Annotated in this window: 15 protein-coding genes; 5 read left to right on the top strand and 10 right to left on the bottom strand. The window is 67.1% G+C overall.

What is annotated here, in order from left to right:
* Nucleotides 1-85: 85 nt before the first annotated feature.
* Both ACWDUD_RS16475 and ACWDUD_RS16470 read right to left on the bottom strand, forming a co-directional pair.
* Entirely contained in the window at nucleotides 86-427 is a 342-nt protein-coding gene (locus ACWDUD_RS16475) for a hypothetical protein (RefSeq protein WP_450109977.1), read from the bottom strand.
* Nucleotides 428-645: 218 nt separating this feature from the next.
* Nucleotides 646-1,005, bottom strand: a complete 360-nt coding sequence (locus ACWDUD_RS16470; protein ID WP_450109976.1) for a sigma factor-like helix-turn-helix DNA-binding protein — start codon at nucleotides 1,003-1,005, stop codon at nucleotides 646-648.
* Between the two features lie 190 nt (nucleotides 1,006-1,195).
* Between ACWDUD_RS16470 and ACWDUD_RS16465 the strand changes: the two genes are divergently transcribed.
* Nucleotides 1,196-1,363 carry a hypothetical protein gene (locus ACWDUD_RS16465; protein ID WP_248673960.1) on the top strand — a complete coding sequence of 56 codons (168 nt, stop codon included), beginning with the start codon at nucleotides 1,196-1,198 and terminating at the stop codon, nucleotides 1,361-1,363.
* A gap of 11 nt (nucleotides 1,364-1,374) precedes the next feature.
* On the opposite strand, the gene ACWDUD_RS16460 is transcribed toward ACWDUD_RS16465, so the two are convergent.
* Entirely contained in the window at nucleotides 1,375-2,037 is a 663-nt protein-coding gene (locus tag ACWDUD_RS16460) for a PaaI family thioesterase (protein ID WP_450109975.1), read from the bottom strand.
* Nucleotides 2,038-2,273: 236 nt separating this feature from the next.
* Here ACWDUD_RS16460 and ACWDUD_RS16455 point away from each other — a divergent pair, with 236 nt between their 5' ends.
* On the top strand, nucleotides 2,274-3,080 hold the full coding sequence (locus ACWDUD_RS16455) for a DUF5602 domain-containing protein (protein WP_450109974.1): 807 nt from the start codon (nucleotides 2,274-2,276) through the stop codon (nucleotides 3,078-3,080).
* Between the two features lie 98 nt (nucleotides 3,081-3,178).
* Here ACWDUD_RS16455 and ACWDUD_RS16450 read toward each other — a convergent pair whose 3' ends face one another.
* Together ACWDUD_RS16450 and ACWDUD_RS16445 are read right to left on the bottom strand one after the other, a co-directional pair.
* Nucleotides 3,179-4,294 carry a glycosyltransferase gene (locus ACWDUD_RS16450; RefSeq protein WP_450109973.1) on the bottom strand — a complete coding sequence of 372 codons (1,116 nt, stop codon included), beginning with the start codon at nucleotides 4,292-4,294 and terminating at the stop codon, nucleotides 3,179-3,181.
* A 37-nt stretch (nucleotides 4,295-4,331) separates the two neighbouring features.
* Nucleotides 4,332-5,477, bottom strand: coding sequence for a helix-turn-helix transcriptional regulator (locus ACWDUD_RS16445; RefSeq protein WP_450109972.1), 1,146 nt, complete (start codon nucleotides 5,475-5,477; stop codon nucleotides 4,332-4,334).
* A gap of 114 nt (nucleotides 5,478-5,591) precedes the next feature.
* Here ACWDUD_RS16445 and ACWDUD_RS16440 point away from each other — a divergent pair, with 114 nt between their 5' ends.
* The gene (locus ACWDUD_RS16440; protein WP_450110009.1) at nucleotides 5,592-6,338 is read left to right on the top strand and encodes a Mut7-C RNAse domain-containing protein; all 747 of its coding nucleotides are present in this window, start codon (nucleotides 5,592-5,594) and stop codon (nucleotides 6,336-6,338) included.
* An 8-nt stretch (nucleotides 6,339-6,346) separates the two neighbouring features.
* Here the strand turns inward: ACWDUD_RS16440 and ACWDUD_RS16435 are convergent, their stop codons facing one another.
* Nucleotides 6,347-6,751 carry a DUF1304 domain-containing protein gene (locus ACWDUD_RS16435; RefSeq protein WP_450109971.1) on the bottom strand — a complete coding sequence of 135 codons (405 nt, stop codon included), beginning with the start codon at nucleotides 6,749-6,751 and terminating at the stop codon, nucleotides 6,347-6,349.
* Nucleotides 6,748-7,212, bottom strand: coding sequence for a hypothetical protein (locus tag ACWDUD_RS16430; RefSeq protein ID WP_450109970.1), 465 nt, complete (start codon nucleotides 7,210-7,212; stop codon nucleotides 6,748-6,750). Before ACWDUD_RS16430 ends, ACWDUD_RS16435 begins: the two co-directional genes overlap by 4 nt.
* Nucleotides 7,213-7,300: 88 nt before the next feature.
* Here ACWDUD_RS16430 and ACWDUD_RS16425 point away from each other — a divergent pair, with 88 nt between their 5' ends.
* On the top strand, nucleotides 7,301-8,338 hold the full coding sequence (locus ACWDUD_RS16425) for a helix-turn-helix transcriptional regulator (RefSeq protein ID WP_450109969.1): 1,038 nt from the start codon (nucleotides 7,301-7,303) through the stop codon (nucleotides 8,336-8,338).
* Nucleotides 8,339-8,680: 342 nt separating this feature from the next.
* Entirely contained in the window at nucleotides 8,681-10,024 is a 1,344-nt protein-coding gene (gene gdhA / locus ACWDUD_RS16420) for an NADP-specific glutamate dehydrogenase (RefSeq protein ID WP_197256804.1), read from the top strand.
* Nucleotides 10,025-10,084: 60 nt separating this feature from the next.
* Here gdhA and ACWDUD_RS16415 read toward each other — a convergent pair whose 3' ends face one another.
* Genes ACWDUD_RS16415 through ACWDUD_RS16405 form a run of 3 tightly spaced genes read right to left on the bottom strand, consistent with a single transcriptional unit; the run spans nucleotide 10,085 to nucleotide 12,706 of the window.
* Nucleotides 10,085-10,288 (bottom strand): hypothetical protein, encoded by a 204-nt coding sequence (locus ACWDUD_RS16415; protein ID WP_450109968.1) that lies wholly within the window; start codon nucleotides 10,286-10,288, stop codon nucleotides 10,085-10,087.
* A 12-nt stretch (nucleotides 10,289-10,300) separates the two neighbouring features.
* A complete protein-coding gene (locus ACWDUD_RS16410) occupies nucleotides 10,301-11,566 on the bottom strand; it encodes a fatty acid desaturase family protein (protein ID WP_450109967.1) in 1,266 nt (421 codons plus the stop codon).
* A gap of 42 nt (nucleotides 11,567-11,608) precedes the next feature.
* The gene (locus ACWDUD_RS16405; protein WP_450109966.1) at nucleotides 11,609-12,706 is read right to left on the bottom strand and encodes a ferredoxin reductase; all 1,098 of its coding nucleotides are present in this window, start codon (nucleotides 12,704-12,706) and stop codon (nucleotides 11,609-11,611) included.
* Between the last annotated feature and the right edge of the window lie 102 nt (nucleotides 12,707-12,808).

The raw sequence follows: 12,808 nt of genomic DNA, 5'->3' as shown, positions 1-12,808 counted from the left end.
TGGAATGCGCCTGCTGCGCGGTACTGGTGCGCGCTTCTCAGGGGTGGGGTGGCGGATCGTAGCGACGATCGCTTGCCCAGGATCGCTAGAACACTTCATTTGCGCTAAACAATGTCTCACCTCCTGTGGAGAACGTAGGCGAGTCCTGGTGCTGCTTACGAGGAAGAACGGTGAACTTCACCCTGGAGACAGAATGGTGGACATCGCTTGTAGAGTTTTCTGTGGCGTAGTCACCTGAAAGGACCGTGACACTTGCTTTGGCTTCCTTGGAAGTCTTGCTTGATGCGTCGCGGCTTACGGTGACTGCCAGATCGAACTCAATGCCGGTCGACTCATCAAGGAAGAACTTGATGTCATCTGTTTCGCTCTCCGACACGGAGCTGGCGGTCTGCATTAGTGTTTGTGTTATAAATTGTTTGACGTCCATTGTGGGACCTCCTCTCGTTATTATGATCCTTAGGAAGATGGCGCGCCCGTCTCCCGCCTTTCAATATCAACAACTTGCGCGCGGGAGTCAACCGGATTGATGAGAAATCTCAGGCCAGTTCCGTCCGGGCTCTTTCTGAATGTATCCGGTAGGGGTGTGTTCTAACTGTGCCCCAACCTATGCGTTGTTAAATGCTCAGCAGGGTTGCTTGAGTTGGTCTATTTCCACCGCTCCGCTGCCGGAGGTCTCATCGCCACCCCTGATCGCTTCAACGCCTTGCCGACCGTGCTCGTCCCCAGTCCCAACTCCTTGCCGATCCGCACCGTCGACCAGCCGGCTTCGTACAGTTCGGTCGCGCGGGCGAGCAGTCGTGGCGTCATCCGCACCCGCGACCGCAAGGCGACGCCTTCGCGGTGCAGGTGGGCGCTGACCGTCTGGCGGTGCATGCCGAACTCCTCGGCCAGCTCGTAGACCGTGGCGCCCTCCCGATAGCGCCAGACCAGCGCTTCAACCTCGGCGGGCTCCAGTTTGCGATTGGCTCGTGGTCGCGCCACCGACGTGCGTTGCTCCAGTGCCACGTCCACCGCACCCTGGTCCGCCCGCAGTGCGTCCCCAACACTCTCGACAAGATGCCGAAACGGGGTGCGTTGGCTTGAGATGGATTCATGGAGGCGCACCATCACCACTCTTTCGTCTCGCCTCCCGGCACCAGTTCTTCGCGGCACACTGGACCGGTAGCCGCACTCCGCCTGACGAGAGGAGCCGCTCGTGACCGAGACGACCGGCGAACACCCTGTCACTGCACGCGCGAACGGACCGACCGTCGTACTCGATCTTCTCGACGGCCTCGGCGTCGCGCTCGACCTCGCGCAGGCCCGGACACTGCTCGAACAGTTGCAGGCGGCGATTGCGAAGGCCGAGCGACTCGACGACTGACTCCCCCGGATTCAGTCCTGCGCGTCGATCTTGGCCCGCGCGTCCTCGATCCACGGTGGGGAGATGAAGATGCCTTCCGCTTCCACGCAGATCCCGTCGGGCCCGGCTATGTGGCCGGTGACGAACGCCTTGCGACCCTCGCGGCGGTCGAGCTTCGCCTCGGCGTGCAGGTCGCCGAGCGGGGTGGGCCTGCGGTAGCGGAGGGTGAGGGTGCCGGTCATGCCGGGTGAGCCCCCGACACGAGCGGCGTCGCCGAGGACCTGGTCGAGAACGAGCGCCGAAACGCCCCCGTGGGTGTGGCCGGCCGGCCCCTCGTAGCCGATGTGCAGGTGGAAGTCCGTCCAGACCCGGCCGTCCGGGTCGGTGTTCATCTCGAGCGGCGGAGCCACCGCGTTGCGCAGCCCTAATGCAGCGTTGCCCCAGGAACGGAATTGGCCGGCGTCGTTGAACCGTGTCCCGTACGGTCCGGGGTCGCGTCGCCTCCCGAGGATCGCCGCGGCCGCCGCGAGGTGTTCGCGAGCCCGGCGGATCTCGTCGTCGTCGGCCTGGGTGGAGATACCGAGCGGAATGAGCGCGCGGATGTCCTCGACCAGCGGCCCGTAGAGCGCCGCCTGGTGCGCGACCTCGTCTTCGGACAGGCCGTCGTTGATGTAGAGGCTGATGACGTCGGTCATGCGGGCTCCTGCGGTGTCGGGACACGGTCGCCGGATTCGAACTGCGCGGAGCCGAAGGTGTCAATCTCGCGTTCCGGTGACCGGGACAGGGTCCACGCGCGCACGGCCGCAACACCCCCCCGTCCGAGGGATGGTCCGGCGGCACGGCGTCGTCCGATACTGAGAGCACAGGAAAGAACCTCGATCGAGCGCGAATCCTGTAGTAGAAGAACGTATCTCGACGAGGAGGTCGGACGATGCGGCATCACCGGCTGTTCCGATCCGCAGGACTGGCGATTGCAGCGTTCCTGGTTGCGGGAGGGTTGTCCTGGTACAGCGCGACAGCGGCTCCGGACGGGAGCCGCACCTCCTTCGGATCCTCGGGGAACCTCGGCAACGGAGTGGTTCGAACCTTCGCCTCCGTGGACCCCGGCGGTGAACCGGCCGCGGTCGGCGTCCGGGTTTCGGCTGCCGCACTCGACGGCCTTCCCACCGAACCGGCCATGCTCATGCTCGATTTCCCGGCAGAGGCGTCCGCGACTGCCTTCGACCACCTGATGCTCAACTGGAACCCACACGGACACGAACCCGAAATCCTTTTCCGTAAGCCTCATTTCGACTTCCACTTCTACATGACCGACATGGCGTCGATCATGCGGATCGATCCGGCGGCACCCGAGTTCGGCACGCAGGCCGCCCACTTTCCCGACGCCCGGTACATGCCGCGCGACTACGTCTCCCCGCCCGGCGCGCTGGCGTCCGAACTGGCGGTGCCGTTCATGGGGACGCACTGGGTCGACGCGACCGAAGGCATGATCCCGGGCGTCTACGACTTCACCGAGACGTTCATCAACGGATCCTGGGACGGCACCTTCACGTTCATGGAACCGATGATCACCCGCGCATGGCTGCTCACCGAGCCGACCTTGAAGGAGAGCATCAAACAACCTCAGGCCTACCAGAAGTCCGCGTACTACCCCACCGTCTACACCGTCCGATTCGACGACAGCACACAGGAGTTCGAGATCACCCTGTCCGAGATGGTGTACCGCACCGGGTCCTGAGACCCGTGGCACCTATCCGCGGCGCGCTCAATCATCCGCTCTGACGATCGTCGGAGCGGATGACTGACGGCCGAGCGGGTCCGTGAGGGACATACCTATCACGGTGAGTCGTCCAGCGCGAGAAGCCGATCAGCGGCGGCCGCAGCGCCGTCGGTGGCCCTGATCCGGGTGCCGAGCGCGGCCGCCGCGGTCCGATAGCGCTCCGAATGCACCAGATCGTCGATCGCGTCGCGGATCTTGTCGGGGCTCGCCGTCCTGCGGAGCACCTTCCCGGCGCCGGCGGAAGCCACCGCCTTTCCGATCGCCGGCTGGTCGGTGAGCGGCGACATGGGCATGATCAGCATCGGAAGACCATGGGCAAGAGCCCGGAACGTGGTGGCGTGCCCTCCGTGCCCGATCACCGCGGAGCATTCCGGCATCAACTCGGTGTGCGGAACGTACCGGTGGACCGTCGCATTCGCCGGTACACGGAATCCCGCGGGGTCGACCGAGGGTCCGGTCGTGACGACCAGCTCGACGTCGGTGCCCTCGACGGCGTCGAGGATGTTCTGCAGGGTCCTGCGCTGGCCCGCGAATCCGGCCGTGCTGAGACTGGCGAGCACCCGTGGTGGGGTCCGCCCCACCGCCGCCTCCCGGACATCGTGCACGGCCCCGGTCCACACCACGTGCCCGTTCGTCCGCCCGGCTCCGTCGCGAGCTGCGGGATCGAACTCGGGGTCCGAGCACACCAGTTCGAGATCGGAGTTGTGCCACACACGCCGGGGACCGAGCCCTTTCGTTCGGGCGACGATACCGAACGGGCCGCGCCGGAACGATCCGTAGAACATCGCGTAGAAGGTGTGGAACAGCGCGACGTGTCGCAGTCCCTCACGGGCGGCCGCATCGAGCGCGTTGAACAGCATGCAGTCGACGACCACCAGATCGGCCGGATCGGCGCGCACCTCGTCCCGGAGATCCTGCCCGACTCCCGGTTCGGTGACCATCGTGATCCCCATTGTCAGGACCGTCCACGTGCTCAACTGGTCGTGGGGGCGCCACGGCGGGGAGTTCCGGTAGGCGCGGAATTCGAGCCCGGCCGATTCGATCTGCGACTGCTGCATCGCGTGCCCGAGAACCCGGACGCGGTGACCGCGGCGATGCAGTTCCCTGCCGATACCCAGCGCCGGCGGCACATTGCCGCCGGCTTCGAACGTCACGATCAGGATGTCGGACACGACGTTTCCTCCCTCTCCAGGACGCCCCGACCGGTAGCTACGGGTTCTGTTCGCTTCGTGCCGCCCCGACGAACGAGCCGTCCGGTCCGACCGGCGCACCGAAGTGCGGCAGATGGTGGGCGAAGAACAGGTGTGCGACGAGTTCCTGACGGCTGTTGACGCCGAGCTTGGCGTAGATGCTCTTCAGGTGGTCCTGGACGGTGTAGGGGCTGATGAACATTCGTTGCCCGATCTCCGCCCGCGTCTCGCAGGCGAGGACATGTCCGAGCACCTCCGCCTCCCGCGCGGTGAGTCGGTACAGGTCGGTCACCAGCGCGACGATCTGCGTGGGATGGGCCGGTTCCAGCGTGACGACGACCCGACCTGCCGCTCCCCGGCCGTCGAGCCGCCCTGCGCGCAGCACCAGCCATTCGCCGTCGGCGGTGCGCATCCGGGTGACCACCGCGTCGCCCGAATTCCGGAAACGCACGGCCGCCGCGACCGCGGGCATCATCCGGATCTGCGAGTCGCCGCCCATCCGATCGAGAAATTCCAATGCGCGCGGGGTCGCCGACTCCACCTCGTCGTCCTCGCCGACGATCACCACGGCGGGGCCGTCGGACACCTCCGCCACCACCTGTGGCGCCTGCCGGATCAGCGACAGGCGCAGGCCTTCGCCGATCTCGCGGGCGATCTCGGCGAGCGCTTTCACGTCCGCATCGCCGAACCGGTGGCCGGGTCCGCGCATGAGCGTCCCGCCGCCCCACACCCGGTTGTCGCGCCCACGGAACACCAGACGGACCTCGTCGTCCATCCCGAGCGGTTCGAGTATCTGCTGATACGGCAAGGCATCCCGGACATCACCGTCGATGGCGTCGCGGATCGTCTGGGCTCCCTCCGGTTTCCGGGCGAGCCTGCCGTAGGTGTTGGCGTAGGGCGAAGTGCCGTACTCCAGTTCGGCGACGATCTCGACCGCGCGGCCGGTCGGGTCCGTCACGTCGACCATCGTCGCCGACGTGATCATCAGCGTCCCGGGATCGGTCGTGCCCACCATGCCCCGATCGAACGGGATCCGTCTGCGGATCACGCTCAGCGCGGCCTGCGCGAAGTCGGACGGGCTGTCGGTGGCGAGCGCGGCATCTCGGATGGACGAGCGCAGCGACCCGACCGTCCGATTCGCGGCCACACCCCGCTTGTCGGCCATGCCCTCAGTATGCGCAGGTCGACTTCGCCGTCGGTACCCCTCACAGGTGGGGGTGCGTCGAGTGCACCCACCACGGGTTGCGCGGGTGCACGACACGGCCGGACGATGACAGCTGTGACCGGTTTCGTGGAGGTCCGCCCGTACGCCGAACTCAACGCGTTCGTCGCCGCCGAATGCCGGGGCGTCGCCTCGCGCCGGCCGTTCCGGCCCCACCAGACCGTCAAGGACGTCGCCGAGGCGAGGGGCATCCCGCACACGGAGATCGACCTGATCGTCGTCGACGGCGAGCCCGTCGATTTCGGATACCGGCCGCGCACCGGCGCCCGCATCGCGGTGTATCCGGTCTTCGAGGCGCTGGGCATCGAACCGATCGAACGGCTGCGGCCGGCGCCGCTGCGCGACCCGCGGTTCGTCGCCGACGTCAACGTCGGCAAGCTGGCCCGATACCTGCGGCTCCTCGGGTTCGACGTGCAATGGTCGCCCACCGCGGCCGACGAGACGCTCGCCCGGGTCAGCACCGACGACCAGCGCATTCTCCTGACCCGGGACCGCGGCCTGCTCGCCCGCAAGGTGATCACCCACGGTCTCTTCGTGCACGCGGTCGATCCGGTCGAGCAGGTCGTCGAGGTCGTCCGGCGACTCGACCTGACGCCCCGGCTCGCGCCCTTCACCCGCTGCATGCGCTGCAACGACCTGCTCGTGGAGGTGCCCAAGTCGGAGGTTCTCGATCAGCTCGAGCCGCTGACCCGCCGGTACTACGACGACTTCCGGCGCTGCGTCGGCTGCGGCCGGGTGTTCTGGGCGGGCTCGCACCACGATCGGCTCGTCACGCTCGTGGAGACGATCCGCGTGCGGGTTTGATCGTGCGCCTACGCGACGAGCAACGCCACCAGCGCGATCAGGGACGGCACGGACTGGCACAACGAACCGACCACACCCGACCCGCGGGGTCGGCTCATCGCCATCCGGTCCGAAGCGAACAGTGCGATCCCGGCCAGGAACATGAACGCGCACGTGTAGATCACGAGGGTGCGACCCGGGGTGTCCTGGCCGGCCCACCACAGGGCGACACCGACGATCGTGCCCGATCCGAGAAACAGGTTGTAGAAGCCCACGTTGAAGGCCCACATCCGAACCGGAGGGACGTCGGCGGTGGGCACGCGGAACAGGTCCCGGTGGATGCCGGGCCGGAGGAACAGGACCGACTCCCACGCGAATGCCAGCAGATGCACCGCGGCGGCGACGAGTGCGGCGACCTGGGCGACGACGATCATGACGACCCACTCCCTTCACCGAACCGGATGTCGTGCCGGCCGGCGAGCGCGGCCAGCAAGGGTGGCAGCTCGGCCTGGGCATGCTGTTCGCGCAACACACCGGCAAGGTCGGAGAAGAAGCCGCTCATCGCCGTACCGGCACTGACGAGAAGGAACACCGCGTCCGCGGTGAGCACCGAAAAGGTGTTCATCGTCCCCGCGGCGATGTCGAGGGAATCACCCGGCGCGAGATCGCAGCTCGCGCCGTCGACGTGGACCCGGATCCGGCCGCGCAGCAGGTGGTAGGTCTTGGCCCAGGACTCCGCGTGCAGCGGGGGCGGTTCGCCGAGACGTGGCGCCTCGACCAGCATGAGTTCGTATGCGCCGCCGGTGTGCTCGTGGGACGAGAGGACCGTGACATCGGCGTCCGGGAGCGACAGCCGCGTGCCCGAACCGGACCGTTCGAGATGAAACCCTGACATACCGTGACGTTAGATCCGGCGAAACCGACCGGGACATCCCAGGAATCGGGGATGTCGACGGCAGCAGGGACCGGCGCATACTGGGCTCATGCTCGAAGTGCGGGCGGAGCGACTGCGCCGGGACATCCTCGCGTTGGCGGGCACCGCTGCGGGCGTAGCCGAACTACACGAACGAGCCATCGAACTGGTCGATCGCACCGTGCGCAGCGACCTGACGTGCTGGGCACTGATGGATCCGCGGACGCTGACGTTCGGTTCGATGACCAGCGGACGCGTCCGCATCCCCAGCGAGTACGAACCGCTGCTCGCCGAATCCGAATGCGGCGGGCACGATCCCGCGACGTTCGCCGAGGTCGCCCGCAGCGGGCGGACGGTCGTCCGGGCGTCCGATCTACCGGCCACCGCCGTCGCGCGCAGTCTCCGGCACGGCGAGGTGTGGAAGCCGCTCGGACTCGACCGCGAGCTGCGGGTCGCATTCATTGTCGACGGATACTGCTGGGGTGCAGCAGGATTCGTTCGTTCCGGATCGGACTTCAGCGACCGCGAGGTCGAGTTCCTGACGATGGTGTCCCCGGCCCTGGCTACGGCGACGCGCGCCGCCGCCGTGCACACGCTGCGGCCGCACCCCGGGGACGATCCGGGTCCCGCGGTGGTGCTGACCGACCCGTCCGGCGACCCCGTCGGGCTCACCGCGGCGGCCCGTCTCTGGCAGGACCGGCTGACCGGCCCGGTGCGGCTGGCGGTGCTGTTGCGCGCCGCCACGTTCGGGGCACGATCGAGCCCTTCCGGCGTCTTCCGCACGCATATCAGCGACGGGCACGGGTACTGGGTCCTGGTGCGCGCCACCGCGCTCGACTCCGACGGCGACGACAGCCGCACGGTGGTCACCCTCGAACCGGCCCCGGCGGACGAGTTCACCCATCTCCTGTTCGCGGCATACGCGCTCACCACGCGCGAACGGGACGTGTGCACCGACGTGCTGGCGGGTTTGTCGACGGCCGAGATCGCACGTCGCCGGGGTATCAGTGCCAATACCGTTCAGGATCACCTCAAGTCGGTGTACGCGAAGACCGGCGCGGGCAGCCGGGCGGAACTCGCCGCACTCCTGGCCGGACGGCAGGGCTGAGGCGCTTCGCGCCGGTGTGCCGTTGTGGCGGTTGGGACCGCCAGAAGGGCACACGGTTCGAGGCCGCCGGGAGCTGGCGCCCGGGTCCGATGCGGTTCCGCTGCACTAACAGATCGCCGTGGTTGCCGCCATCCGAATCTTCACCCCGGACGAGCGAACCGCGGCGGGAAAATGCGCCGAAAATCCGATTCGAGGCTCTCACCTGCGGCGATCCTCCGGGGTCGTGGGCACTGTGTCTTTTCTCCCACCTGGGCAACCTGATGAAGGATCTGCCGTTGTTACGGCTTATAGTGAGTTAGGTAAATGTCATGTAACAGTGTTCTCACAGTCAGGCAGGTGGGCGTGTCGACCTCGGACCGCATCGAAGAGATCTACCAGCAGGTCAAGGCTCGCAACGCAGGTGAACCGGAGTTCCATCAGGCGGCGGCCGAGGTGTTCGAATCTCTGCACGTCGTGCTCGACCGGCATCCCCGTTACTTCGAATCCGGACTCATCGAGCGGCTCTGCGAGCCCGAGCGGCAGATCATCTTCCGCGTGCCGTGGATCGACGACCAGGGCAACGTGCACGTCAACCGCGGTTTCCGCGTGCAGTACAACAGCGTGCTCGGCCCCTACAAGGGCGGCCTGCGCTTCCACCCGAGCGTCAACCTCGGCATCGTCAAGTTCCTCGGCTTCGAGCAGATCTTCAAGAACGCACTGACCGGCCTGCCGATCGGCGGCGGCAAGGGCGGCTCGGACTTCGACCCGAAGGGTCGCTCCGAGCAGGAGATCATGCGCTTCTGCCAGTCCTTCATGACCGAGCTGCACCGCCACATCGGTGAGTACACCGACGTTCCCGCAGGTGACATCGGCGTCGGCGGCCGCGAGATCGGCTACCTGTTCGGCCAGTACAAGCGCCTCACCAACTCCTACGAGTCCGGTGTCCTCACCGGCAAGGGCCTCACCTGGGGCGGCTCGCAGGTCCGCAAGGAAGCCACCGGTTACGGCGCGGCGTACTTCGTCAACGAGATGGCCAAGGCGGCCGGCAGCACCCTCGAGGGTCGTACCGCTGTCGTCTCCGGCTCCGGCAACGTCGCGATCTACGCCATCGAGAAGATCCACCAGCTCGGCGGCAAGGTCGTCGCGTGCTCGGACTCGTCGGGATACGTCCTCGACAAGGCCGGCATCGACCTGGACCTGCTCAAGGAGATCAAGGAGGTCCGACGGGGCCGCATCTCCGAGTACGTCGACGAGCGCGGCGACGCCGAGTTCTACTCGGGCGGCAACATCTGGAACGTGCCGTGCGACATCGCGCTGCCGTGTGCCACCCAGAACGAGCTCGACGAGGCGTCCGCGAAGGTGCTCGTCAACAACGGTGTCAAGGTCGTCGCCGAGGGCGCGAACATGCCGACCACGCCGGGTGGCATCGCGGTCTTCCGTGACGCCGGTGTCGCGTTCGCGCCGGGCAAGGCCGCGAACGCCGGTGGTGTGGCCACCTCCGCGCTGGAAATGCAGCAGAACGCCTCGCGCGATTCGTGGCACTTCGACTACACCGACGAGCGTCTGGCCGGCATCATGCGCGACATCCACAGCACGTGTGTCGAGACGGCCGCCGAGTACGGCAAGCCGGGTGACTACATCCACGGCGCCAACATCGCCGGCTTCGTGAAGGTCGCCGACGCGATGTTCGCACTGGGTGTCATCTGATCCACCCCGATCCACACGAAAGGCCCGCTCGTTCGAGCGGGCCTTTCGTGTCGGTGCAGGTCAGCCAGTGGTGTCGTCGTGGTCGAGTTGCGCCTTGCGCGCAGCCTCGCGCATCTCGATACCGTCGGAGATCCAGTTGCCGATCTCGCGGGTGACGTCCCGCACGGCACCGGCGATGATGCCGGCGATGTTCCCGACGTGGGTCGCGGCGGATTCCGTCAATTCCTGGACCGTGTCCTTGTTGCGTTCGAAGCGTCCAACCATGCGCTCTCCCCCTCAGACGGTGTCGTGGACGAGCGTACGCGCAGCACGGGTCCCTCGCGCTTCCTCGAACTCCGCGCCGGGCTCGGGCTCGACAACCGCCGGTTCGGGACGTGGGCGGCGCTCGATCACGACCGCGGTCTCACGCTGGTCGGACACCCAGGAGGGCGGCAGCGCCAGCCGGAAGATCTTGCCCCACACCGACGCGACCTGCCGGAGCAGTCCCCCGGTGTTGTAGGGCAGGCCGTGCTTCTCGCACAGAGCCCTCACCTGCGGTGCGATCTGCGGGTAGCGGCGGGCCGGCAGATCCGGGAACAGGTGGTGTTCGATCTGGTGGGACAGGTTGCCGGTCATCAGGTGCATCAGCGACGACCCGCTGATGTTCGCGCTGCCGAGCAACTGGCGCACGTACCACTCGCCACGGGATTCGTCGGCGGTTTCCTCCTGAGTGAACGACTGGACGCCGGACGGGAAGTGCCCGCAGAAGATGACGGAGAACGCCCACACGTTGCGCACCAAGTTCGCGGTGGCGTTGCCGAGCAGGGTCGGAACGAACAGCGGGCCGCTGAGCAGCGGGAACACGACGTAGTCCTTGAGCACCTGCCGGCCGGCCTTGTGCCACCACCCGCGCGCGAGCGGCCCGAGTTCGCGGATGTCGCGTTTGCCTGCCAGCACGCGGTCGGCCTCGGCGTCGTGCAGCATCACGCCCCACTCGAACACCAGCATCAGGACTGCCGCATAGAGCGGATTGCCCAGGTAATAGGGCTTCCACGGTTGCGCCGGGTCCATGCGCAGGATGCCGTACCCGATGTCGCGGTCCATGTCGAGGATGTTGGTGTAGGTGTGGTGCACGAAATTGTGCGAGTGCCGCCACTGATCCGAGGGGCACACCGTATCCCATTCGAAGACACGAGAATTCAGTGCGGGCTCGCGCATCCAGTCGTACTGGCCGTGCATCACGTTGTGCCCGATCTCCATGTTGTCGAGAATCTTCGACACGCTCAGCGCGGCGGTACCGGCGATCCACGCAGGGGGCAGGAATCCGAGGAACAGCAGGCCGCGGCCGGCCACCTCGAATCCCCTCTGCGCCTTGATGACCCGGTAGATGTAGTCGCGGTCCTCGGAGCCGAGGGAGGCGACGGTGCTCTCCCGCAGGGTGTCGAGCTCCCGGCCGATCTCGTCGACCTGATCGCGGCTCAGGATCACCGGATCCGGGTCGGGGTCACGGTTTCCGGACAGGAACGGCAGGAAGGGTATCGCGGGTAGGGACAATCCGAACATGGTGTCCTCCAATGGTTTCGGGCCGATCGATATCGGCCGCGGCTACAGTTCGACCGCGACGTCACCGACCGGGGCGTTGACGCAGATCCGGATGCGCGTGTCGGGTTCGGCGTCGAGTTCACCGGTGCGGACGTCGCGGGTGCAACCGGATCGGCGGATCGAGGTGCAGGTGTGGCAGATGCCCATGCGGCATCCGTGATCGGGTCTCAGACCGGAGGCTTCGGCCTGTTCCAGCAGGGTGGCGCCGGTGTTGTCCGCGACCACGCCGGACGCGGTGAACCTGACCTCGCCGGTGGCGTCGCTCGTGTCGAGGACAGGAAGGGTGAATTCTTCGGTGCGCAAACGATGTTCGGCGCCGACCTCGCGGTAGACCTCGCGGACGCGTGCGGTCAGACCCGCCGGTCCGCACGTATAGGTGGGGGTACCGGCGAACCAGGGGACGACGGCGTCGAGGTGTTCGCGGCGGAAACGACCGCGCAGGTGGCCACCGTCCCCGCGGGTGTAGGCCAGGACGACCTCGACGTTGGCGCGTGCGGCGAGTTCGTCGAGTCGCGCACGTTGCGGCACGTCTGCCGGGGTGCGTGCGTAGTGCAGGAAGGTGATCGCGCCGGTGTGCCCCTCGTTGGCGAGGGTGTGCAGCATCGACAGCACCGGCGTGATGCCGCTACCGCCGCTGACCAGCAGCAACCGGTCCGGACGAACCGGCGGGAGAACGAAGTCGCCGTCGGCTGCCCCGAGGTCGACGACGTCACCCGGCCGGGCGCAGTCGTGCAGGTAGCGGGACACCAGACCGTCCGGGTGGGCCCGCACGGTGAGGACGATTCGGTCGTCGTACTGCGAGGTCGAGGGCGAGTAGCAGCGGGTGTGCCGGACCCCGTCGACGACGACGCCGAGCCGGATGTGCTGACCGGCCTCGAATCGGCAGCGGCGGGCCGGACGCAGCGTGAGCGTGGTCATCTCGGGCACGGTGCGGTCGATGTCGACGATCCGCGCCCGCGTGGCCTGTGTGGCGAGCAGCGGATTCAGCAGCTCGAGGTAGCGATCCGGGTGGTGCGGCCAGGACATCAGCCGCAGTGCGCCGGTGACCGCCTTCGTGGCGCGGCGGGCAGCGGTGGTGCGAGTGACGGGTGAAGCGACCATGGCGGGACCTCCCGACCGATCGGATTTCTAGTGCACACTTGTACACTGAATTAGTGTTGCAGCACTCACCCGCCCCCTGTCAACACGTGAGTGACCTCCGTT

The organism is Rhodococcus sp. NPDC003382 (assembly GCF_053589135.1).
Note: the sequence above shows the minus strand (reverse complement) of the source record. Positions and strands in the feature narration are given on the sequence as shown.